Origin of the sequence: Serratia sp. JKS000199 (assembly GCF_900215455.1) — a bacterium.
Taxonomy (GTDB): domain Bacteria; phylum Pseudomonadota; class Gammaproteobacteria; order Enterobacterales; family Enterobacteriaceae; genus Serratia; species Serratia ureilytica.
The window spans coordinates 1,048,173-1,070,604 of sequence record NZ_LT907843.1 but is presented as its reverse complement, the minus strand read 5'-3'; the positions used below and the strand labels follow the sequence as shown (position 1 = coordinate 1,070,604).

17 protein-coding genes are annotated in these 22,432 nt (G+C 60.3%); 9 read left to right on the top strand and 8 right to left on the bottom strand.

From position 1 onward, the window contains the following. The first annotated feature begins 2 nt into the window (after positions 1 to 2). Entirely contained in the window at positions 3 to 2,285 is a 2,283-nt protein-coding gene (gene pflB / locus CPH57_RS05160; RefSeq protein WP_004928286.1) for a formate C-acetyltransferase, read from the top strand. Between the two features lie 280 nt (positions 2,286 to 2,565). Continuing rightward, on the top strand, positions 2,566 to 3,306 hold the full coding sequence (gene pflA, locus CPH57_RS05155; protein ID WP_031299859.1) for a pyruvate formate lyase 1-activating protein: 741 nt from the start codon (positions 2,566 to 2,568) through the stop codon (positions 3,304 to 3,306). Between the two features lie 51 nt (positions 3,307 to 3,357). Here the strand turns inward: pflA and CPH57_RS05150 are convergent, their stop codons facing one another. Continuing rightward, complete coding sequence (locus CPH57_RS05150; protein WP_033642558.1) at positions 3,358 to 4,509, bottom strand: MFS transporter; 1,152 nt, start codon at positions 4,507 to 4,509, stop codon at positions 3,358 to 3,360. A 163-nt stretch (positions 4,510 to 4,672) separates the two neighbouring features. On the opposite strand from CPH57_RS05150, the gene CPH57_RS05145 reads away from it, so the two are divergent. After that, on the top strand, positions 4,673 to 5,038 hold the full coding sequence (locus tag CPH57_RS05145; protein WP_060421731.1) for a DUF1801 domain-containing protein: 366 nt from the start codon (positions 4,673 to 4,675) through the stop codon (positions 5,036 to 5,038). Positions 5,039 to 5,089: 51 nt separating this feature from the next. Here CPH57_RS05145 and serS read toward each other — a convergent pair whose 3' ends face one another. The 5 genes from serS to lrp form a co-directional block, all read right to left on the bottom strand. Further along, positions 5,090 to 6,382 (bottom strand): serine--tRNA ligase, encoded by a 1,293-nt coding sequence (gene serS / locus CPH57_RS05140; RefSeq protein ID WP_033642556.1) that lies wholly within the window; start codon positions 6,380 to 6,382, stop codon positions 5,090 to 5,092. 109 nt (positions 6,383 to 6,491) lie between these two features. Continuing rightward, on the bottom strand, positions 6,492 to 7,778 hold the full coding sequence (locus CPH57_RS05135) for a replication-associated recombination protein A (RefSeq protein ID WP_046897122.1): 1,287 nt from the start codon (positions 7,776 to 7,778) through the stop codon (positions 6,492 to 6,494). 67 nt (positions 7,779 to 7,845) lie between these two features. Then, the gene (gene lolA / locus CPH57_RS05130) at positions 7,846 to 8,457 is read right to left on the bottom strand and encodes an outer membrane lipoprotein chaperone LolA (protein WP_096242107.1); all 612 of its coding nucleotides are present in this window, start codon (positions 8,455 to 8,457) and stop codon (positions 7,846 to 7,848) included. Positions 8,458 to 8,655: 198 nt separating this feature from the next. Further along, complete coding sequence (locus CPH57_RS05125) at positions 8,656 to 12,312, bottom strand: DNA translocase FtsK 4TM domain-containing protein (RefSeq protein WP_069100879.1); 3,657 nt, start codon at positions 12,310 to 12,312, stop codon at positions 8,656 to 8,658. Between the two features lie 120 nt (positions 12,313 to 12,432). Beyond that, a complete protein-coding gene (lrp, locus tag CPH57_RS05120; protein ID WP_004928318.1) occupies positions 12,433 to 12,927 on the bottom strand; it encodes a leucine-responsive transcriptional regulator Lrp in 495 nt (164 codons plus the stop codon). 55 nt (positions 12,928 to 12,982) lie between these two features. Between lrp and CPH57_RS24280 the strand changes: the two genes are divergently transcribed. The 6 genes from CPH57_RS24280 (at position 12,983) to infA (ending at position 19,381) form a co-directional block, all read left to right on the top strand. Next, the gene (locus CPH57_RS24280; RefSeq protein ID WP_129993320.1) at positions 12,983 to 13,423 is read left to right on the top strand and encodes a hypothetical protein; all 441 of its coding nucleotides are present in this window, start codon (positions 12,983 to 12,985) and stop codon (positions 13,421 to 13,423) included. A gap of 158 nt (positions 13,424 to 13,581) precedes the next feature. After that, positions 13,582 to 14,553: a thioredoxin-disulfide reductase gene (trxB, locus tag CPH57_RS05115; protein ID WP_019454557.1), complete on the top strand. Its 972-nt coding sequence runs from the start codon at positions 13,582 to 13,584 to the stop codon at positions 14,551 to 14,553. Positions 14,554 to 14,793: 240 nt separating this feature from the next. After that, positions 14,794 to 16,560, top strand: a complete 1,767-nt coding sequence (cydD, locus tag CPH57_RS05110) for a cysteine/glutathione ABC transporter permease/ATP-binding protein CydD (RefSeq protein ID WP_060659712.1) — start codon at positions 14,794 to 14,796, stop codon at positions 16,558 to 16,560. A gap of 2 nt (positions 16,561 to 16,562) precedes the next feature. Then, entirely contained in the window at positions 16,563 to 18,302 is a 1,740-nt protein-coding gene (cydC, locus tag CPH57_RS05105; protein ID WP_096242106.1) for a cysteine/glutathione ABC transporter ATP-binding protein/permease CydC, read from the top strand. A gap of 29 nt (positions 18,303 to 18,331) precedes the next feature. Continuing rightward, positions 18,332 to 19,057, top strand: coding sequence for a leucyl/phenylalanyl-tRNA--protein transferase (gene aat / locus CPH57_RS05100; protein ID WP_096242105.1), 726 nt, complete (start codon positions 18,332 to 18,334; stop codon positions 19,055 to 19,057). Between the two features lie 105 nt (positions 19,058 to 19,162). Beyond that, positions 19,163 to 19,381 carry a translation initiation factor IF-1 gene (infA, locus tag CPH57_RS05095; RefSeq protein ID WP_002211347.1) on the top strand — a complete coding sequence of 73 codons (219 nt, stop codon included), beginning with the start codon at positions 19,163 to 19,165 and terminating at the stop codon, positions 19,379 to 19,381. 205 nt (positions 19,382 to 19,586) lie between these two features. Here the strand turns inward: infA and clpA are convergent, their stop codons facing one another. Then, the gene (gene clpA / locus CPH57_RS05090; RefSeq protein ID WP_025302261.1) at positions 19,587 to 21,866 is read right to left on the bottom strand and encodes an ATP-dependent Clp protease ATP-binding subunit ClpA; all 2,280 of its coding nucleotides are present in this window, start codon (positions 21,864 to 21,866) and stop codon (positions 19,587 to 19,589) included. Between the two features lie 27 nt (positions 21,867 to 21,893). Then, positions 21,894 to 22,214: an ATP-dependent Clp protease adapter ClpS gene (clpS, locus tag CPH57_RS05085; RefSeq protein ID WP_004928347.1), complete on the bottom strand. Its 321-nt coding sequence runs from the start codon at positions 22,212 to 22,214 to the stop codon at positions 21,894 to 21,896. Between the last annotated feature and the right edge of the window lie 218 nt (positions 22,215 to 22,432).

The window sequence follows — 22,432 nt, the reverse complement described above, 5'->3', positions numbered from 1 at the left end:
CAATGACCGAACTTAACGAGAAATTAGCCAACGCTTGGGAAGGTTTCAGCAAGGGTGACTGGCAGAATGAAGTCAACGTTCGTGACTTCATCCAGAAAAACTACACGCCTTATGAAGGTGACGAATCCTTCCTGGCTGGCGCAACTCAAGCCACCACCACCTTGTGGGACAAGGTTATGGAAGGGATCAAACTGGAAAACCGCACTCATGCGCCGGTTGATTTCGACACCAACGTTGCTTCAACCATCGTTTCTCACGACGCGGGTTACATCGCCAAAGAGCTGGAAACCATCGTGGGTCTGCAGACCGACGCCCCTCTGAAACGCGCGCTGATCCCGTTCGGCGGCATCAAAATGGTCGAAGGTTCGTGCAAAGTGTACGGCCGCGAACTGGATCCGCAGCTGAAAAAAGTGTTCACCGAATACCGTAAAACCCACAACCAGGGCGTATTCGACGTTTACACCAAAGACATCCTGAACTGCCGTAAATCCGGCGTGCTGACCGGTCTGCCAGACGCTTACGGCCGTGGCCGCATCATCGGCGACTACCGCCGCGTGGCGCTGTACGGCATCGACTTCCTGATGGCCGACAAGCTGAACCAGTTCAAATCGCTGCAGGAAAAACTGGAAAACGGCGAAGACCTGGAAATGACCATCCAGCTGCGCGAAGAGATCGCTGAACAGCATCGCGCTCTGGCTCAGATCAAAGAGATGGCCGCCAAATACGGTTACGACATCTCCGGCCCGGCCACCAGCGCCCAAGAAGCGGTGCAGTGGACCTACTTCGGCTACCTGGCCGCGGTGAAATCCCAGAACGGCGCCGCCATGTCCTTCGGCCGCGTGTCCACCTTCCTCGACGTGTTCATCGAACGCGACATCAAGGCGGGCAAACTGACCGAAGAGCAAGCGCAGGAACTGATCGACCACCTGGTGATGAAACTGCGTATGGTGCGCTTCCTGCGTACCCCTGAGTACGATGAACTGTTCTCCGGCGACCCAATCTGGGCGACTGAATCCCTGGCCGGTATGGGCGTCGACGGCCGTACCCTGGTCACCAAAAACAGCTTCCGCTTCCTGAACACCCTGTACACCATGGGGCCGTCGCCGGAGCCGAACATGACCATCCTGTGGTCTGAGAAGCTGCCGCTGAACTTCAAGAAATTCGCGGCGAAAGTGTCCATCGACACCTCTTCCGTACAGTACGAAAACGACGACCTGATGCGTCCTGACTTCAACAACGATGACTACGCCATCGCCTGTTGCGTCAGCCCGATGATCGTCGGTAAGCAAATGCAGTTCTTCGGCGCCCGCGCCAACCTGGCGAAAACCATGCTTTACGCCATCAACGGCGGCGTTGACGAGAAACTGAAAATGCAGGTCGGCCCGAAAGAAGCGCCGATGATGGACGAAGTGCTGGACTATGACAAAGTCATGGCCCGCATGGACCACTTTATGGATTGGCTGGCCAAGCAGTACGTGACCGCGCTGAACATCATTCACTACATGCACGACAAGTACAGCTACGAAGCTGCGCTGATGGCGCTGCATGACCGTGACGTTTATCGCACCATGGCTTGCGGCATCGCCGGTCTGTCCGTTGCGGCCGACTCCCTGTCCGCCATCAAGTACGCGAAAGTCACCACCATTCGCGACGAAGACGGCCTGGCTATCGACTTCAAAGTGGAAGGCGAGTACCCGCAGTTCGGTAACAACGACGCCCGCGTCGATGACATCGCCTGTGACCTGGTGGAACGTTTCATGAAGAAAATTCAGAAACTGCGCACCTACCGCAACGCGGTACCGACCCAGTCCGTACTGACCATCACCTCCAACGTGGTGTACGGCAAGAAAACCGGTAACACCCCGGATGGCCGCCGCGCAGGCGCACCGTTCGGTCCAGGTGCCAACCCGATGCACGGTCGCGATCAGAAAGGTGCAGTCGCCTCCCTGACCTCGGTAGCCAAACTGCCGTTTGCCTACGCGAAAGACGGGATCTCCTACACCTTCTCCATCGTGCCTAACGCGCTGGGTAAAGACGACGACGTGCGTAAAGCCAACCTGGCGGGCCTGATGGATGGTTACTTCCACCATGAAGCCTCCATCGAAGGCGGTCAGCATCTGAACGTCAACGTAATGAACCGCGAAATGCTGCTGGATGCGATGGAAAATCCTGAGAAATACCCTCAGCTGACCATCCGCGTTTCCGGTTACGCCGTGCGCTTCAACTCGCTGACCAAAGAGCAACAGCAGGACGTCATTACTCGTACCTTCACTCAAACGATGTAATAACGCCGACCGGGCGGGAAACCGCCCGGTGCCAACGTCGGGGCCGGTTCTGCCGGCCCTTTTCTCCCACCGCTCTCCCCTGACTCTGTGCGAGTCTGTTTTGCCGGACATCTATACTGAATGGATAGCCGGCAAAACAGTTATCCGGCAACTGACCGGCCGACAGGCATCATTACCCCCGGTGGCGGATCCCCCGCCGCTGCATCGCAGATACCTGGCCGGCGGCCACGCGCCTATTTTTAGACTGCGTTTGACAGTCCATATTGGAGAAAACCCCGCAATGTCAGTAACTGGTCGCATCCACTCCTTCGAATCCTGCGGCACCGTCGATGGGCCCGGGATCCGCTTTATCGTCTTCTTCCAGGGCTGCCTGATGCGCTGCCTCTATTGCCATAACCGTGACACCTGGGACACCCACGGCGGCAAAGAAGTGACCGTCGAAGAGCTGATGAAAGACGCGGTGGCCTACCGCCACTTCATGAACGCTTCCGGCGGTGGCGTGACCGCGTCCGGCGGCGAGGCGATCCTGCAGGCTGAATTCGTGCGCGACTGGTTCCGCGCCTGTCATGCCGAAGGCATCAACACCTGCCTGGACACCAATGGCTTCGTGCGCCGCTACGATCCGGTGATCGACGAATTGCTGGACACCACCGATCTGGTGATGCTGGATCTGAAACAGATGAACGACGAGATCCACCAGAACCTGGTCGGCGTCTCCAACCACCGCACGCTGGAATTCGCCCGCTATCTGGCGAAACGCAACCAGCGCACCTGGATCCGTTACGTGGTGGTGCCGGGCTGGTCAGACGACGATAAATCGGCGCACCTGCTGGGCGAGTTCACCAAAGACATGACCAACATCGAGAAAATCGAGCTGCTGCCTTACCACGAGCTGGGCAAGCACAAATGGATAGCGATGGGGGAAGAGTACAAACTGGACGGCGTACATCCGCCGAAGGCCGAGACCATGGATCGCGTCAAAGGCATCCTGGAAAGCTACGGCCACAAAGTGATTTACTGACTGACGCAGCGCCAAAGAAAAAACCGGCTCATGGCCGGTTTTTTTTTATGCTCAGGCGGCGGCGAACGGCGTGTGATGGCGATCCGGCTTCTGCTTTTTCAGCAGCATCAGCAGGTAAACCAACGCCACGGCGGCTATCATCACGAACAGCACGCGGTCGGAATAGTTCTGCATCAGCAGCGCCGTCATCGATGGGCCCAGCAAGCTGCCGATGGTATAACTCATCAGCAGCGCCTGGTTCATCGCCACCAGTTCGTGCGGCATTGCCTTCTCGCAGGCCCAGGACATCGCCACCGGATACAGGGTAAAGCCGGCGCAGCCGAGGATGAACAGTGAAGGCGCCATGGCGTAGTTGCCGAGCATCGCCACGCTGGCGAGGATCACCACAAACACCTGAATGCGCAGCACCAGCAGGCGCCCGTAACGATCGGCCAGGCGCCCGACAGGCCATTGGCCGACGATGCCGGAGCTGACCAACAGCGCCATCCAGTAGCCGACGTTAGCGTCGCTCATGCCCTGATGAGAGAGATACAGCGGCATCAGGCCATACAGCGAGCCGAGCACGATGCCGGAGATGATGCAGCCGTTGATGCCCAGGCGCGCGCTGCGGCGTCTCAACATTGTCCATACCGCCGCCTGCTGCGGCTCGTCTTCATGGCGGTTGACCCGCGCAAACAGCATCGGCAGCATGGCGCTGATCACGATCGCGGTCACCCACGGCACCACGTGCAGCAATTCGGTCGAGGTCATGCTCAACAGTAACTGGCCGGTCACCGTACCGAGGTAATAGACAATCATATAGGCCGCCAGCAGCTGGCCACGGTTGCTCAAATTGCCGCTGCGCAAAAGCGCGCTCTCCACGATCACCCAGATCCAGGCACACCCGACGCCGGCGAAGAAGCGCCAGCCCAGCCAGCTCCAGAAATCGATCGACAGCACCATGCCGGCGGTCGCGGCGGCGAACAGCAAACAAGAGAGATGATAGCTGCGGGTGAAGCCAACGCGCTGGATCAGTTTGCCCGCTACCAACGTGCCCAACAGGTTGCCGCTGAAATAAGAGGAGCTGACCATACCCACTTGCCAGGTCGACAGCTGAGCATGGGTTAACCAAAGCGGCACTAACGTATTCAAAACGGCAATGGATACCGTGAGCAGCAAGAGGCCGCAGAGCAATAAGAGCACCGGGCGGGAGTAAGCGGACATAGTGAAATTGTGACCGAACGCGCAATGAGAGTGCGCGCATCATGCCACTGGCGATAAAAAAGTCAATCGCCTCTTATCATTCCAGCGCACGATTTGTTTCCGGCTAAGCGGCTGAAAAAGCGCTATGCTCAGCGCAGAGCGGATTTAACGACGGAGAAGCGAGATGAGTCAGGCAAATGATGCGGCGGTAGAGGCCCTGCTGGCGGACATCGGCAGTACGCAAGGTGACCTGCTGGCCATTGTGCAGCAGGTGCGGCGGATCGCTGCGGCGAGCGGCAACGGCGTCACCGAATCGGTCAAATACGGCGGCATCATGTTCTCGCATAGCCAATTTTTCTGCGGCGTTTTCGCCTATCGCCACCACGTCACGGTGGAGTTCGGCCACGGCTACCGATTGGAAGATCGTTATCTCCAGCTCGAAGGCAACGGCCAGTATCGGCGGCACATCAAGCTCCACTCGCCCGACGAGGTGAAAAGCAAGCATCTGGCGGACTACATTCAACAGGCTTATACGCTGGCGACGGGCTGAACTCTCGGCATAAAAAAAGCGCCCGCAGGCGCTTTTTTCGTGGTTTGTCGTTTAGCCGATGTATTCCAGGCCGCCCATATATGGACGCAGCACTTCAGGTACCTGAATGCGGCCGTCGGCCTGCTGGTAGTTTTCCAGCACCGCCACCAGCGTACGGCCAACCGCCAGGCCGGAGCCGTTCAGCGTGTGGACCAGACGCGGCTTCTTGTCGGCCTTGCTACGGCAGCGCGCCTGCATGCGGCGTGCCTGGAAGTCCCACATGTTGGAGCAGGACGAGATCTCGCGGTAGGTGTTCTGCGCCGGCAGCCACACTTCCAGATCGTAGGTTTTGCATGCGCCGAAGCCCATGTCGCCGGTGCACAGCAGCACCTTGCGGTAAGGCAGGTTCAGCAGCTGCAGCACTTTTTCCGCGTGGCCGGTCAGCTCTTCCAGGGCATCCATCGAATCTTCCGGACGAACGATCTGCACCATTTCAACCTTGTCGAACTGGTGCATGCGGATCAAACCGCGGGTGTCACGGCCGTAAGAACCGGCTTCCGCACGGAAGCATGGCGTGTGCGCGGTCATCTTCAGCGGCAGAGTTTCCTCTTCCACGATCTCGTCGCGCACCAGGTTGGTCAGCGGCACTTCCGCCGTTGGGATCAGCGCGTAGTTGCTGCTGTCGGCTTCTTCTTCCAGCGGGCGGGTATGGAACAGGTCTTCGCCGAACTTCGGCAGTTGGCCGGTGCCGTACAGCGTGGCGTGGTTGACCAGGTAAGGCACGTAGGCCTCCAGGTAGCCGTGCTGTTCGGTGTGCAGATCCAGCATGAACTGGGACAGCGCGCGGTGCATGCGGGCGATTTGCCCTTTCATCACCACGAAGCGCGAACCGGTCAGCTTAACCGCGGCGGCAAAATCCAGCCCGCCGGCCATTTCGCCCAGATCGACATGATCGCGCACCGCGAAGTCGTATTGGCGCGGTTCACCCCAGCGGGTGACTTCCAGGTTTTCGCTGTCGTCTTTACCGTCCGGCACGGCGTCGTCCGGCAGGTTAGGCAGCGTCAGGGCATAATCGCGGATCTCGCTCTGCAGCGCATCCAGTTCCGCCTTGGCGGCATCCAGCTTGTCACCCAGCTCGTTCACTTCGCGACGCAGCGGCTCGATGTCTTCCCCACGCGCTTTGGCCGCGCCGATGGATTTCGATCGGGAGTTGCGTTCCGCTTGCAGCGTTTCAGTTTCTACCTGCAGAACTTTGCGGCGTTCTTCCTGCGAACGCAGCAGATCCAGATCGAGTTTAAAGCCTCGGCGAGCCAGTTTGACGGCGACTGCGTCTAGCTCATTACGCAGCAGATTGGGATCGAGCATGCTAATCCTGTGCTTGTTGTTATTGAAAGAAGTGTTGTTGTTCTATGCGGCTGATTTATAGCCGCATAAAAGAAGAGTGATACCCGCTAACCTTACCGCAACGGCCACGCTAGCGGTAGCGTTTTGTCGGGCTATTTTGATCCTGCTCAGCCAGCCATGCCAACTTTTCGCCGATTTTCCCTTCCAGCCCGCGCGAGGTCGGTTGGTAGTAGCGCGTGTTGGCCATTTCGGGCGGGAAGTAGTTCTCGCCGGCGGCGTAGGCGTTGGGTTCGTCGTGAGCGTAACGGTATTCCGCCCCCAGCCCCATTTCCTTCATCAGCTTGGTCGGCGCGTTGCGCAAATGCTCCGGCACGTCATAATCGGCCTGCTCTTTGGCGTCGCGCATGGCGGCCTTGAACGCGGTGTAAACCGCGTTGCTTTTCGGCGCGCAGGCCAGGTAAACAATCGCCTGCGCAATGGCGCGCTCGCCCTCCGCCGGCCCCACGCGGGTAAAACAATCCCAGGCGGCGATCGCCACCTGCATGCCGCGCGGATCGGCGTTGCCCACGTCTTCAGAGGCAATCGCCAACAGACGGCGCGCCACATAGAGCGGATCGCCGCCGGCGGTAATGATGCGCGCATACCAGTACAGCGCGGCGTCCGGCGCCGAACCACGCACCGATTTATGCAGCGCGGAAATCAGGTCGTAATAACGGTCGCCCTTGTTGTCGAAGCGCGCGCTGCGCTCGCCCGACACCTCCTTCAGCAGCTCCGGCGTCAGCACCCGTACGCCTTTGGCGTCGAGCTCCGCCATGTCCGCCATCATTTCCAGGCTGTTCAGCGCCCGGCGCGCATCGCCCCCCACCAGCTCCGACAGCAGGCGGCGCGTTTCCGCCGGCAGCTCGACGTTCTGGCCGCCAAAACCGCGCGCCTTGTCGTTCATCGCCTGATCCAGCACCTGGCCGATATCTTCGGCAGTCAGCGCCTTCAACAAATAGACGCGGGCGCGCGACAGCAGCGCCGAGTTCAGTTCGAACGACGGGTTTTCGGTAGTGGCGCCGATAAAGGTGATGGTGCCATCTTCAATGTGCGGCAGGAAGGCGTCCTGCTGACTTTTGTTGAAGCGGTGCACTTCATCGACGAACAGAATAGTGCGACGGCCGGCGTCGCGGTTTTGCCGCGCCCGCTCGATCGCCTCGCGGATCTCCTTGATCCCGGAGGTCACGGCGGAGATCCGCTCGACGTCCGCCTGACCATAACGGCCGATCAGCTCTGCCAACGTCGTCTTCCCTGTGCCCGGCGGCCCCCATAGAATCATCGAGTGCAGCTGCCCGGCCTCGATAGCGCGCGGCAGCGGCTTGCCGGCGGCCAGCAGGTGCTGCTGGCCGATATACTGCGCCAGCGTGGTCGGCCGCATACGCGCGGCCAACGGCTGGAACTCGTTCTGGGAAAAATCGAGCGACAGATTATTACTCACTTGCACCTCACTGGCGCTGGTCGTCCAGCGTCACCCCCTTCGGCGGGGTAAATTTGAATTTGGCCGGATCGGCGGTGACGTTCTGCTGGCTTTTCAGCGTATAAGCGCTGCGCTGGCCGTCCTGCTCCACCGCGGCGAAGCTGCGGATGGTGCCGCTGTTGGTCACGCTGATGGCGAACTGCTTCAGGTTGCCGCTGGCGGATTTCGGCGTCAGCTCGAAATCATCGCCCTTTTGCTTCACGTTGTACTGCTTCCAGTCGCTGGCATTGTTGCGGGTGATCAGCATAAACGGCGTATTGCCGGTGGCGTTCTTCAGCCAGGTCGCCGTCACCTGCTCAACGAACGGGTTATAGAACCACAGGGTTTGGCCATCGGAGACCAGCACGCTCTCATCGGGTGACGTCATGTGCCAGTTGAACAGGTTCGGCCGCTTCACCCACAGCTCGCCTTCACCCTGTTGCACCGCGGCCCCGTCGGCGCTGGTCACGGTTTGCGAGAAACTGGCGTGGAAACTGTTCACCTTCGACAGGCGACTTTGCAGATCCTGTGCAGCGTCGGCCAGCACGGAGGTAGAAGCGAATCCCGAAAGCAGACAGCAGGCAACTAACAGTTTTTTCATTATTCCAGATACCTTATGAAATGCGTTAACCGCAAGGCGGCGCCGTGCGGGTCAAATCAACCCTTTACCCCGTTACTTTACCCGAAGCCGGCGAACGGCAGGTAGGCCAATGTTCCGAGAAGAAACGGGTTTACGCTTCTTTGCACAAGGGCCGCTTAAGCGGCCCTTTCTTATTGAGTTGCAATGGCTAAACGACCATCAATCGTGCCGCGGCGGCGCCAGCACCTCGCGGTTGCCGTTGTGCCCCTGCTCGCTGACAATGCCCTGCGCTTCCATCTGTTCAATGATGCGCGCGGCGCGGTTATAGCCGATGCGGAACTGGCGCTGTACGCCGGAGATGGAGGCGCGGCGTTTATCCACCACGAAATCCACCGCCTGATCAAACAGCGGATCCAGCTCTTCGTCACCGTCCATACCGCCGCCGGCACCGCCCTCGCCGTCTTCACCGCCGCTGAGAATGCCCTCTTTATATTGGGGCCGCTCGCGCGCTTTCCAATCCTTGACCACCGCGTGCACTTCCTGATCGCGCACGAATGCGCCATGTACGCGCACCGGGATCGAGGAGTTCGGCGCCAGATAAAGCATATCGCCCATGCCCAGCAAGGACTCGGCGCCCCCCTGATCGAGGATGGTGCGGGAGTCTATCTTGCTCGACACGGTAAAGGCGATACGCGTCGGGATGTTGGCCTTGATCAGGCCGGTGATCACATCCACCGACGGACGCTGGGTCGCCAGCACCAGGTGGATGCCCGCCGCACGCGCTTTTTGCGCCAGACGGGCGATCAGCTCTTCGACCTTCTTGCCGACCGTCATGATCAGATCGGCGAATTCGTCGACCATCACCACGATGTACGGCTCTTTCTCCAACACCGGCGGCGTGATGTCCATGCTGTCGGTCGGTTTCCAGAACGGATCCGGGATCGGACGCCCCATCGCTTCGGCCTGATCGACGCGTTCGTTGTAGCCGGCCAGGTTACGCACGCCCAGAGCTGACATCAGCTTATAGCGGCGTTCCATTTCGCCCACGCACCAGCGCAGCGCATTGGCGGCGTCTTTCATGTCGGTGACCACGTCGGTCAACAGGTGCGGAATGCCTTCGTAAACCGACAGTTCCAGCATTTTCGGGTCAATCATGATAAAGCGCACTTCTTTCGGCGTGGCCTTATACAGGATGCTCAGGATCATGGCGTTGACCCCGACCGATTTACCGGAGCCGGTGGTACCGGCGACCAGCAAGTGCGGCATTTTGCCCAGATCGGCCACCACCGGCTCGCCGGAGATGTCTTTACCCAATACGATGGACAGCGGCGACGGGTTGTCGCGGAAGGCCGGGCAATCCAGCACCTCGCGCAGGTATACCGTTTGCCGCTTGGCGTTCGGCAGCTCCAGACCGACATAAGGCTTACCGGGGATCACTTCCACCACGCGCACCGCCGAAGTCGACAGCGAGCGCGCCAGATCGCGCGACAGGTTGGAAATGCGCGCCGCTTTAACGCCCGGCGCCAGATCCAGCTCGAAGCGGGTGATGACCGGCCCCGGCAGGATGTCCACCACGTCGGCTTTCACGCGATAATCGGCCAGGCTGGCCTCCACCAGGCGCGCTTTCTGTTCCAGCGCGAAGGAATCGACCGGCTCCACTTCTTTCGGCGCTTCGGTCAGCAGATCCAGCGTCGGCAGAGGCGTGGTCGGTTTCTGCAGCGGCTGATCGTTGCGCATCAGGAACGGGTGAATCAAGCTGTCCATCGCCGGATGCTGCTCGGCCTGAGGTTGCTGAGGCTGCTGCACCTGCGGCTGTTGCTGCGGCTGCTGATGCTGATATTGCTGCTGCGACGGCTGCTGATACGGTTGTTGCTGCGGCTGCTGGTATTGTTGAGGCTGAGGGTGCGATTGCTGAGGTTGAGCAGCCGGCGCCGCAGGCTCAAACTGGCCGAACGGCACGTCGTCCTCTTGTTCGCTTTCCAGTTCAATGCGCTCTTCAAGCTGCGGCGACAGCGTGAACATCGGCTCGCTCGGACCATCGTCCACCAGATCCGCCATCGGCGAGAAGCTGAAAGCATTGCGGGTATCGACCGGACTGGCGGCCGGCGCCTGCGGAGCAGGCTCTTGCTGGCCATAACGCGCCTGCTGCTGCTCGGCGAATGCCTGACGCAGCGCGGCCTCTTGCCGCGCCGCTTCGTCGTCCTGCTGGTCTTCGCCGTAACGCTGGCTCTGTTGCTCGGCGAACGCTTTGCTCAGCTCAGCCTCCTGCTGAGCCTGTTCATCATCCTGCTCCGACGCGTAGCTTTCGCCGTAGCGCTGGCTTTGCTGCTCGGCGAACGCCTGGCGCAGCGCGGCTTCTTGCAGCGCCTCTTCTTCCTGCGGGTTCGCCGCCGTCAGCTGTTGAGGCTCCGCCTCTGTCTGGCGCTGTTCCTGTTCGGCCGCACGCTGCGAAGGCAGCTTGATGCCGTAGGAAGCCAGCTCACGACGGGTCGGGATGCGCACCGGGTTCGGCCGCGGCAGCTCAGGGCCGATGCCCTGCTTAACCTGCGGATTGCCGTCGCTGGTCGCCGTGAAGGCCGGCATAAAGGTCGCCGCCGCAACGCCCGCAGCAGCGGCTGCCGCCGTATCCGGCTGCGGTTTGGCGCCGGTGGCGCTGAAACCGCTCGAACTGCCGATGTCAACGCTGTCACGCTGTGCGGCGGTAAAATCAAAGGGAGAACGCGCCGGCGGCTGCGGCGCGGCCGGCTCTTGCCAGTTGCCAAGGCGCGGCTCATCGTCATCCTGATAAGGATCGACAGGACGCGTCGCCTTAGGCGCAGGCGTTTCTTCCGGGATCTCGAAGGAATACAGCGGCGGCGTAGCGTCTTGCGCCGGCGCACTTACCGGGTGCTGATTGACCGAGGCCGGCGCGGCCGGCGCCACCGTTACCGACGGCGCCTGAGCGGCGATCGGTGCAGCGACGGGCTCGTGGATCTCTGCCTTCACCGTCGGTGCAGGCGAAGCCACCGGCGCGCTGGGTGCGGCTTCTGCTTCAAGCTCGTCATCGTCGGCTCTCAGGCCGCTGAGCAACGGATCGGCGGCGTCTTCCGCCGCCGCTTTGGCGCTTTCGGTAACCGAAGGCGCGGAGAACAGCACGTCGTCATCGGCGGCCGCGGCTCCGACGGCGGTCGCGGCAACCGCTGCGGCGGCACCCTTCCCTGCCTGCTCAGGCTCGTCGTCAACGTAACGCTCGTCATCTTCGAAATAGCGCTCTTCGCGACGTGAGCGATTGGTCATCACCGTCGCAACGCCCAACACCGCCCCGCCGATCTTCTCGGCGATCACCAGCCAGGACCAGCCGGTAAACAGCGTCAACCCCGCCGCCCATACGCACAGCAGCGCCAGCGTAGCGCCGATGCCGTTGAACCACGGCAACATGGCGTTGCTCAGCAGGCTGCCGATCACGCCGCCGGAGGCGAAGTAATAGAGATCGTCAACGTTCAGCGCCGCCAACCCACAGGAGGTGAGCACTAACGCCAGGGTGCCGATCAGGCGCAGGGAAAGCGCGAAATAGTCGATGTAGTCTCTGTTGCTGCGTTGGCGATAAGCCGCCCAGCACAGGACCAGCATGATCGGCGGTATCGCGTAGGCGAGCACCCCGAAGGTGAAGAACAGCGTATCGGCCAACCAGGCCCCGACACCGCCGCCCAGATTGTGAATCGGCTCATGCCACGCGGTCTGCGACCAGCTTGGGTCAGACGGGTTGAAACTGACCAGCGCAGCCATGAGGTAAACGGCAAAAATCGCTACCACGATAAGCACAGCTTCCAGCAAACGCCGGCCACTGCTGAGTCTTTTCAGGGTAACTTCTTTATCTTCTGTATATTCCTGGCTCAAGAAAGGCTCTCCAGGTTCCTGTTAGCTGACATAGCAACAGCGCCGAGAAACTGCCCCGGCGCCGAAACTGTATGAATAAACAGGAGTGTAACCAATTTAATCAGGTTTTGCACCTGCACCTTACCGTGTTTTGATAACCAGACGGTTACTCTGTTTCACTTCTTCCATCACTACGTAGGTACGGGTGTCGTTAACCCCCGGCAAACGCAGCAAGGTTTCGCCCAGCAATTTGCGGTAAGCCGACATGTCCGGTACGCGGGTTTTCAACAGGTAGTCGAAATCGCCGGAAACCAGATGACACTCCTGAATCTCTTCAAGCTTCTGCACTGCCGAGTTGAATTGCTCAAACACATCCGGCGCGCCGCGGTTCAACGTGATCTCCACGAAAACCAGCAGGGACGCATCCAGATAATGCGGGTTCAGCAATGCGGTATAGCCATGAATGAAACCCTGGCGCTCGAGACGGCGCACGCGTTCCAAACATGGTGTAGGGGATAACCCCACGCGCTTCGAAAGCTCGACGTTCGAAATACGCCCATCCTTCTGCAGCTCATTCAGGATGTTGCGGTCGATACGGTCAAGATCTTTACCCGGGCGTTTCTTGTTGTCTGCCATTATTATTGTCTCTCTTATTTTCTTCCGTGCACTTGCCACACCCTAGCCAACGTCAATGTGTAAGGGTTCGTTCCAAGCGAAGACCCGATGCCTGTCATGTGCTTCTTCACTACCATCATTCCACGCCGCGCAGCCTGTCTGTCCAACTCCGCGCAGCGCCGGCAACGATGTTTCGGTCGAGAAAAAATCAGCAAACGCTTGCGCGCCCTGCTCCGCACTCCCGCTGCGTATCGTCGCCTTGCGGCGCAAATACGTACGATTTGCTGGTGTTACGGGGATAATTTCTTCTTCCTATGATGTTTTCGCAAATGCGCAGCGGATTGTCAAAGTAAAAGAAGCAAAATCAGAACAACGTACCGTCATGAAAAGTCTGCATCCCATTTTTGATTATGAATCGCTGGCTGATAAACCCCGGTCGGGAGCGGCGGAAGCCGCAGAGTGCGCCGTTTTTGCACGGTTGGCGATTCGCTGGCCGAATGCGGCTTTGATAAGTTAAATTTCTGCGTTCGACGACCAATTTACCGACAACGGATGCATTAATAGGCGACAACTATCATACAAATCGTTAACAACGTCGCCCGACGCTTTTTTTACTGCCCCATTTTCCCTACAATCGGCTTCATTGTCCGCCATTGTGGAATAAAGAGGTTATTCATGGGCACGGCTAAACATAGCAAATTACTGATTCTGGGTTCCGGCCCGGCCGGTTACACCGCCGCCGTCTACGCGGCGCGCGCCAACCTGAACCCGGTGCTGATCACCGGTCTGGAACAAGGCGGCCAGCTGACCACCACCACCGAAGTGGAAAACTGGCCCGGCGACGCCGAAGGCCTGACCGGCCCGGCGTTGATGGAGCGCATGCGCGAGCACGCGGAGAAGTTCCAGACTGAAATCGTCTTCGACCACATCAACAGCGTCGATCTACAGCAGCGTCCGTTCCGCCTGTTCGGCGACAGCGGTGAATACAGCTGCGACGCGCTGATCATCGCGACCGGCGCCTCCGCCCGCTATCTTGGCCTGCCTTCCGAAGACGCGTTCAAGGGCAAAGGCGTTTCCGCCTGCGCAACCTGCGACGGTTTCTTCTACCGCAACCAGAAAGTCGCGGTGGTCGGCGGCGGCAATACCGCCGTTGAAGAAGCGCTGTACCTGTCAAACATCGCCGCCGAGGTTCACCTGATCCACCGTCGCGACAGCTTCCGTTCGGAGAAAATCCTGATCGACCGGCTGATGGAAAAAGTGAAGAGCGGCAACATCGTGCTGCACACCGACCATACGCTGGACGAAGTGCTGGGCGATGAAATGGGCGTGACCGGCGTGCGTATCCGCAGCACCAAAGCGGAAAACGAAACCCGTGAGCTGGAACTGGCCGGCGTGTTCATCGCCATCGGCCACAGCCCGAACACCGGCATCTTCGGCGGTCAGCTGGAGCTGGAAAACGGCTACATCAAGGTGCAGTCCGGCATTCACGGCAATGCGACCCAAACCACTATCCCCGGCGTCTTCGCCGCGGGCGACGTGATGGATCACATCTACCGTCAGGCGATCACCTCCGCCGGCACCGGCTGCATGGCGGCGCTGGACGCAGAGCGTTATCTGGACGGCATCGCCGGCGCAGAAGTCTGCTAAGACGTTTTCATCATCGGCAAAAAGCGGCTCTCGAGCCGCTTTTTTTGTTTCTGGGCTCAGCAATCTCTCTCTCCCATCTGTTATAGCCATATTTGCCCGCTTTATTCTTTTCAGTCTGCCGGGTCACGAGGTAACATGAGGCCTCGCTTGTTTGTCGCCGATTGCGCCAAACACTATTATTTAACAGTACGTTAACCCAGCCCGTAACAAACGGGCGCCGGCGACGCAGACGCATATCTGATGAAAAAAACCAGACAGCAACAGTTAACCCGTTGGCTTAAAACCCAGAGTTCGTTAGCGCAGCGTTGGCTGCGCCTTTCCATGCTGTTGGGGTTGTTCAGCGGCCTGCTGATCGTGGCGCAGGCGTGGCTGCTGGCCAGCCTGCTGCACGCCCTGATCATCGAACACATCCCGCGTGAGCAACTGATCCCTTCGTTTATCTGGCTGGCCGTCGCGTTCGCGCTGCGGGCGCTGCTGAGCTGGCTGCGGGAACGGGTCGGTTTTCTGTGTGGGCAGGTGATCCGCCAGCGTATGCGCCGGCAGGTGCTGGATAAGCTGCAGCAACTCGGCCCCGCCTGGATCCAGGGCAAACCGGCGGGCAGCTGGGCCAGCATCATCGTCGAGCAGATCGAGGATATGCAGGACTATTACTCGCGCTATCTGCCGCAGATGTATCTGGCGGTGTTTATCCCGCTGCTGATCCTGATCGCCGTCTTCCCGATCAACTGGGCCGCCGGTTTGATTCTGTTGGCGACCGCGCCGCTCATCCCGCTGTTTATGGCGCTGGTAGGTATGGGGGCCGCCGACGCCAACCGCCGCAACTTTGTGGCGCTGGCGCGATTGAGCGGTAACTTTCTCGACCGCCTGCGCGGCCTGGACACCCTGCGGCTGTTCGACCGCGCGCAGGCCGAAACCGCGCAGATCGCCAAATCCTCCGAAGACTTCCGCAGCCGCACCATGGAAGTGCTGCGCATGGCCTTCCTCTCCTCCGGCGTGCTGGAGTTCTTCGCGTCGATCTCCATCGCCGTAGTGGCGGTGTATTTTGGCTTTTCTTACCTCGGCGAACTCAACTTCGGCAGCTATGGCCTCGGCGTAACGCTGTTTTCCGGTTTTCTGGTGCTGATACTGGCGCCGGAGTTCTTCCAACCGCTGCGCGATCTCGGCACCTTCTATCATGCCAAGGCGCAGGCGGTCGGCGCGGCGGAAGCGCTGGAAACCTTCCTCAGCGCCGAAGGCGAGCAGATGGGCAACGGCACGCGGAAGTTGCCCGCCGATCAACCGCTGACGCTACAGGCGAACGAATTGGAAATTCTGTCGCCGAACGGCGTGTTGCTGGCCGGGCCGCTGAGTTTCACCCTGCAACCGCAGCAGCGCGTGGCGCTAGTCGGGCTGAGCGGCGCCGGCAAAAGTTCGCTGCTCAATCTGCTGCTCGGCTTCCTGCCCTACCGTGGATCGTTGACCGTCAACGGCATCGAACTGCGTGACCTGTCCGCAGAGAACTGGAGGCAGCAGCTGAGCTGGGTCGGGCAAAACCCGCACCTGCCGGCGCAAACCTTGCGCGCCAATATCCTGCTGGGCTGCCCGCAGGCCGACGAAACGCAGCTGCAGCAGGCGGTGGAACACGCCTACGTCAGCGAGCTGTTGCCGTATCTGCCGCAGGGGCTCGACACCGAAGTGGGCGATAACGCCGCCCGCCTGTCGGTCGGCCAGGCGCAGCGCGTGGCGGTCGCCCGGGCGCTGATCGGCCCGCGCCGCTTGCTGCTGCTCGATGAACCGGCCGCCAGCCTCGATGCCCATAGCGAACAACGGGTGATGCAGGCGTTGAATGCCGCTTCGCATCAACAAACCACCCTGCTGGTGACGCATCAGCTGGAAGATACCGAAGACTACGATCAGATTTGGGTGATGGATAACGGGCGTATCGTGCAACAGGGCGATTACGCCACCCTCAGCGCCCAACCGGGCCTGTTCGCCACTCTGATCGCCCACCGCCGCGGGGAGCTTTAATCATGCGCGTGTTGCTGCCGTTTTTGGCGTTGTATCGCCGCCATAGCCTGCTGATTAGCCTGGGCATCATTTTGGCGATCGTCACCCTGCTGGCCAGCATCGGCCTGCTGGCGCTCTCCGGCTGGTTCCTGGCCGCCTCTTCGCTGGCCGGATTGGCGGGTCTGCTGACCTTCAACTACATGCTGCCCGCCGCCGGCGTGCGCGGCGCGGCGATCTTCCGCACCGCCGGGCGCTACGCCGAGCGTGTGGTCAGCCACGACGCCACCTTCCGCGTGCTGTCGCACCTGCGGGTGTTCACCTTCAGCAAGATCCTGCCGCTGACGCCGGGCGGCATCGCCCGTTTCCGCCAGGCCGACCTGCTCAACCGCCTGGTAGCGGACGTGGACACGCTGGATCACCTTTATCTGCGGGTGATCTCGCCGCTGATCAGCGCGGCGGTGGTGATCCTGGTCGTCACTTACGGCCTGAGCTGGCTGGATCCTGCACTCGCCCTGACGCTGGGTGGCATTCTGCTGCTGCTGCTGCTGCTGGTGCCGCCGGTGTTCTATCGCGCCGGCAAACCGATCGGTGGCCAACTCACCGCGCTGCGCGGTCAATACCGCACCGACCTGACCGCCTGGCTGCAGGGGCAGGCGGAACTGGTGGTGTTCGGCGCCGTCAACGACTTCCGCAAGACGCTGAACGCCACCGAACAGCGGTGGCAACGCCGCCAGTGGCAGCAGGCCTCGCTGAGCGGCAAGGCGCAGGCGCTGATGATCCTCGCCAGCGGGCTGACGGTGACGCTGCTGCTGTGGCTGACCGCTGCGGGCATCGGCGGCGATACCCAACCCGGCGCGTTGATCGCGCTGTTTGTCTTCGCCGCGCTGGCGTCGTTCGAAGCGCTGATGCCGGTGGCCGGCGCCTTCCAGCATCTCGGTCAGGTGATCGCCTCCGCCACGCGGGTCAAACAGATCATCGATCGCCAACCGGAAGTCACCTTCCCTGCCGCCGGCCCGGCCGCTGCCGACCGGGCGCAGCTCAGCCTGCAGCAGTTGAGTTTCACCTACCCCGATCAGCCGCAGCCGGTGCTGCGCGACGTCACGCTTGAGGTGGCGGCCGGCGAACACATCGCCTTGCTCGGCCGCACCGGCTGCGGCAAGTCCACCCTGCTGCAGCTGCTGACCCGCGCCTGGCGCACCGACGGCGGCAAAATTCTGCTCAACGGCGAACCGCTGGAGGATTATGATGAAACCACGCTGCGCCGAATGACCACGGTCGTCAGCCAGCGAGTGCATATCTTCAGCGATACGCTGCGGGAAAACCTGCGGCTGGCCGCACCGGATGCCGACGACGCTCGCCTGAGTGACGTACTGCAGCAGGTGGGGCTGGGCAAATTGCTGGCTGGCGACGGCGGGCTGAACGCCTGGCTCGGCGAAGGCGGCCGGCAGCTGTCCGGCGGCGAACAGCGTCGGCTGGGCATCGCCCGCGCGCTGCTGCATCCGGCCCCGCTGCTGCTGCTTGACGAACCGACCGAAGGGCTGGACGCCGAAACCGAGCAGCAGATCCTGGCGCTGCTGCGCCGGCATTGTCAGGGCAAGACGCTGATCCTGGTGACGCACCGCCTGTACGGCCTGGAACATCTCGACCGCATTTGCGTGATGGACGACGGCCGGATTGTCGAACAGGGCAATCACGCGGACCTGATGCGCCAGCAGGGCCGCTATGCCCGCTTTCGCAACCGTATCAGCAACCTGGCGCCTTAATCGGCCCGTAGAGGACGCAGAGACCCTGTATGCGCATCGTTAAGCTTTCCCCCCAGTCGCTGGCGTTTCCCTCGCCTGAGGGCGCCCTGCGCGATCCCAATGGCCTGCTGGCGATCGGCGGCGATCTCACGGCGCCGCGGCTGCTGGCGGCCTATGAGCGCGGCATCTTCCCCTGGTATTCGCCGGGAGAGGCCATCCTGTGGTGGTCGCCCGACCCGCGTGCGGTGCTGTTCCCGGCCGAGTTTCATCTTAACCGCAGCCTGAAACGCTTGCTGCGCCACGATCCGTTTCGCATCACGCTCAATCACGACTTCGCCGCGGTGATCGCCGCCTGCGCCCACCGGCCGGATGAAGGCACCTGGATCGGCCCGGAGGTGCAGCGCGCCTATCAGCATCTGCATCGCCTCGGCTACGCGCACTCGGTGGAGGTCTGGCAGGATGATCAACTGGTTGGCGGCATGTACGGCGTGGCGCAGGGCGCGTTGTTCTGCGGCGAATCGATGTTCAGCCGCGTCACCAACGCCTCAAAATGCGCATTGATGGCCTTTTGCCGCCATTTTGCCGCTTATGGCGGGGAATTGATTGACTGCCAGGTGCTGAACGCTCACACTGCCCGCCTTGGCGCGCGTGAAATTCCGCGCCGTCAATTCTTGCAGCAGCTCAGCACCCTTCAACGGCGGCCTTTGGCACCGGCGTGCTGGGAGCCGCAAGTCATATCCCCACAGCCGGTTGAACCGCCCTATCCAGTAAACTAATTGATGGAAACGGTGCAATGTTCACCGACACATCTTTACATAATGGGGGTTTTTCGGCATTATCTTGCCGGTTAAAAACTAAGGTAGTTAGACCTAGAGGATTCGATGGCCAAAGAAGACAATATTGAAATGCAGGGCACCGTTCTTGATACGCTGCCCAACACCATGTTCCGCGTTGAATTGGAAAACGGGCACGTGGTAACCGCACACATCTCCGGTAAAATGCGTAAAAACTATATCCGCATCCTGACGGGCGACAAAGTCACTGTAGAGCTGACCCCGTACGACCTGAGCAAAGGCCGCATTGTCTTCCGTAGCCGTTAATCGGCTCACCGCGCGCCACACGCTGGCGGCATCGAGGATGTAATCCCTCGGGAGCCCTTTCCGTTTACCCCCGCAGCGACGTTAAACAACGGGTTGCAGGTGCGCAGGTAAACTGAGAGGGCTCACTCGTTTCTGTTGTACGGTGAATCTCACCCATAAAAAAAGCGATGCCGAAGCATCGCTTTTTCTTTGCCTGCAGGCAGCCTTAGTGCACCGCGCCCTCGTCCGCCTTGCGCTTGGCGGCGCTGAGGAAGTGGTAAGTCAGCTGTTTCTTGTCCTTGTCCAGCTCGACCTTCACGGAACCGCCGTCCACCAGCGAACCGAACAGCAATTCGTTGGCCAACGGTTTCTTCAGGTTTTCCTGCATGACGCGCGCCATCGGACGAGCGCCCATCGCACGGTCGTAGCCCTTCACCGACAGCCAGTCGCGCGCTTCGTCGCTCACTTCCAGCGAGACGCCCTTCGCATCCAGCTGCGCCTGCAGTTCGACGATAAACTTGTCGACCACCTGCTGGATCACCTCGGTAGACAGATGGTTGAACCAGATGATGTTGTCCAGACGGTTGCGGAATTCCGGCGTAAACACCTTCTTGATCTCTTCCATCGCGTCGGTGCTGTTGTCCTGCTGCACCAGGCCGATCGACTTGCGTTCGGTTTCCCGCACACCGGCGTTGGTGGTCATCACCAGGATCACATTGCGGAAGTCCGCCTTGCGGCCGTTGTTGTCGGTCAGCGTACCGTTGTCCATCACCTGCAGCAGCAGGTTGAACACGTCCGGGTGCGCCTTCTCGATCTCATCGAGCAGCACCACCGCATGCGGATGCTTGATCACCGCATCGGTCAGCAGCCCGCCCTGATCGTAACCGACGTAGCCCGGAGGCGCGCCGATCAGACGGCTGACGGTATGCCGCTCCATGTACTCGGACATGTCGAAACGCAGCAGCTCGATATCCATCGCCTTGGCCAGCTGTACGGTGACCTCGGTTTTCCCGACCCCGGTCGGCCCGGCGAACAGGAAGGAGCCGACCGGCTTGCGCTCGTGGCCCAGACCGGCGCGGCTCATCTTGATCGCTTCCGTCAACGCTTCGATCGCCTGATCCTGGCCGAATACCAGCATCTTCAAGCGATCGCCCAGGTTTCTCAGCACGTCGCGATCGCTGGCCGACACCGTTTTCTCCGGGATGCGAGCGATACGCGCCACCACGGATTCGATATCGGCCACGTTGACGGTTTTCTTGCGCTTGCTGGCCGGCATCAACCGGCTGCGGGCGCCCGCCTCGTCGATCACGTCAATCGCCTTGTCCGGCAGATGGCGATCGTTGATGTATTTCACCGACAGCTCCACCGCGGCGCGGATCGCCTTGGCGGTATAACGCACGTCGTGGTGCGCTTCATACTTGGTCTTCAGGCCGTTGATGATCTGAACGGTCTCTTCCGCCGTCGGTTCGGTGATATCGATCTTCTGGAAACGGCGCGCCAGAGCGCGATCCTTTTCGAAGATGTTGCTGAACTCCTGGTAGGTGGTCGAGCCGATCACCCGGATCTTGCCGCTCGACAGCAGCGGTTTGATCAGGTTGGCGGCATCCACTTGCCCGCCGGAAGCCGCACCGGCGCCGATGATGGTGTGAATTTCATCGATGAACAGGATGCTGTTCTGATCCTGTTCCAGCTGCTTGAGCAGCGCCTTGAAGCGTTTCTCGAAGTCGCCGCGGTATTTGGTGCCGGCCAGCAGCGAACCGATATCCAGCGAATACAGCGTGCAGTCCGCCATCACTTCCGGCACGTCGCCCTGCACGATACGCCAGGCCAGGCCTTCGGCAATGGCAGTCTTGCCCACGCCGGATTCGCCGACCAGCAGCGGGTTGTTTTTACGACGACGGCACAGCACCTGAATCGCGCGCTCCAGCTCACGATCGCGGCCGATCAGCGGATCGATGCCGCCCACACGGGCCAACTGATTGAGGTTGGTGGTGAAGTTTTCCATACGGTCTTCCCCTCCGGACTGCTCTTCGTTCACCGGGTTTTCCGCATTCGGCGCTTGGCCCGGCTCGTCTTTACGCGTGCCATGTGAAATGAAGTTCACCACGTCGAGACGGCTGACGTCGTGCTTGCGCAGCAGATAGGCCGCCTGCGATTCCTGCTCGCTGAAAATAGCCACCAACACGTTGGCGCCGGACACTTCGCTGCGGCCGGAGGATTGCACATGGAAGACCGCGCGCTGCAGCACGCGCTGGAAGCTGAGCGTCGGCTGAGTGTCGCGCTCTTCTTCGCCAGCGGGCAGCGTCGGTGTGGTTTGTTCGATGAAGGCTTCCAGCTCCTGGCGCAACGCGGCCAGATCCACCGTACATGCCTCGAGCGCTTCTCGCGCGGCAGGGTTGCTCAGCAACGCCAGCAACAGGTGCTCCACGGTCATAAACTCGTGTCTGTGCTCACGCGCCCTGGCGAAAGCCATGTTGAGACTGAGTTCCAGTTCTTGATTGAGCATAAGCACCTCCCCAATAGATTGCCTTATTCAGGCTTTTTCCAGCGTACAAAGCAACGGATGCTCGTTCTCCCTTGCGTACCGGTTCACATGGACGACTTTGGTTTCCGCCACCTCGGCGGTAAAAACACCACAGATCGCCTTGCCTTGATAGTGGACCGTGAGCATCAGTTGCGTTGCGCGTTCAATATCATAAGAAAAGAACTTTTGCAGAACGTCAATCACAAATTCCATCGGTGTGTAATCGTCGTTGTTAAGTATAACTTTATACATAGACGGCGGTTTTACCGCATCGATTTGTTTTTCTTCGGCCAAGTGTTCAAAGTTTAGCCAATCGTTGTTATTGCCCATCGCTGCTCATCTTCTCTGCTCTGCCCTCTGATATGGGGACAGGTTTCGGTTATTCAAAGTGGGGATAGTTACTATTTTATCATCTTCGGCATCGTCCCGCCGCACTGTAACGTGCGCAAAAAAACGGGCCAATTGTGACTGAATCGTGGCAATAGCGTTACCTGCTTCAAACTTTGGTGAACTGCTCCCCGCCGACAAAAGCCGATCCCTTGACGCCC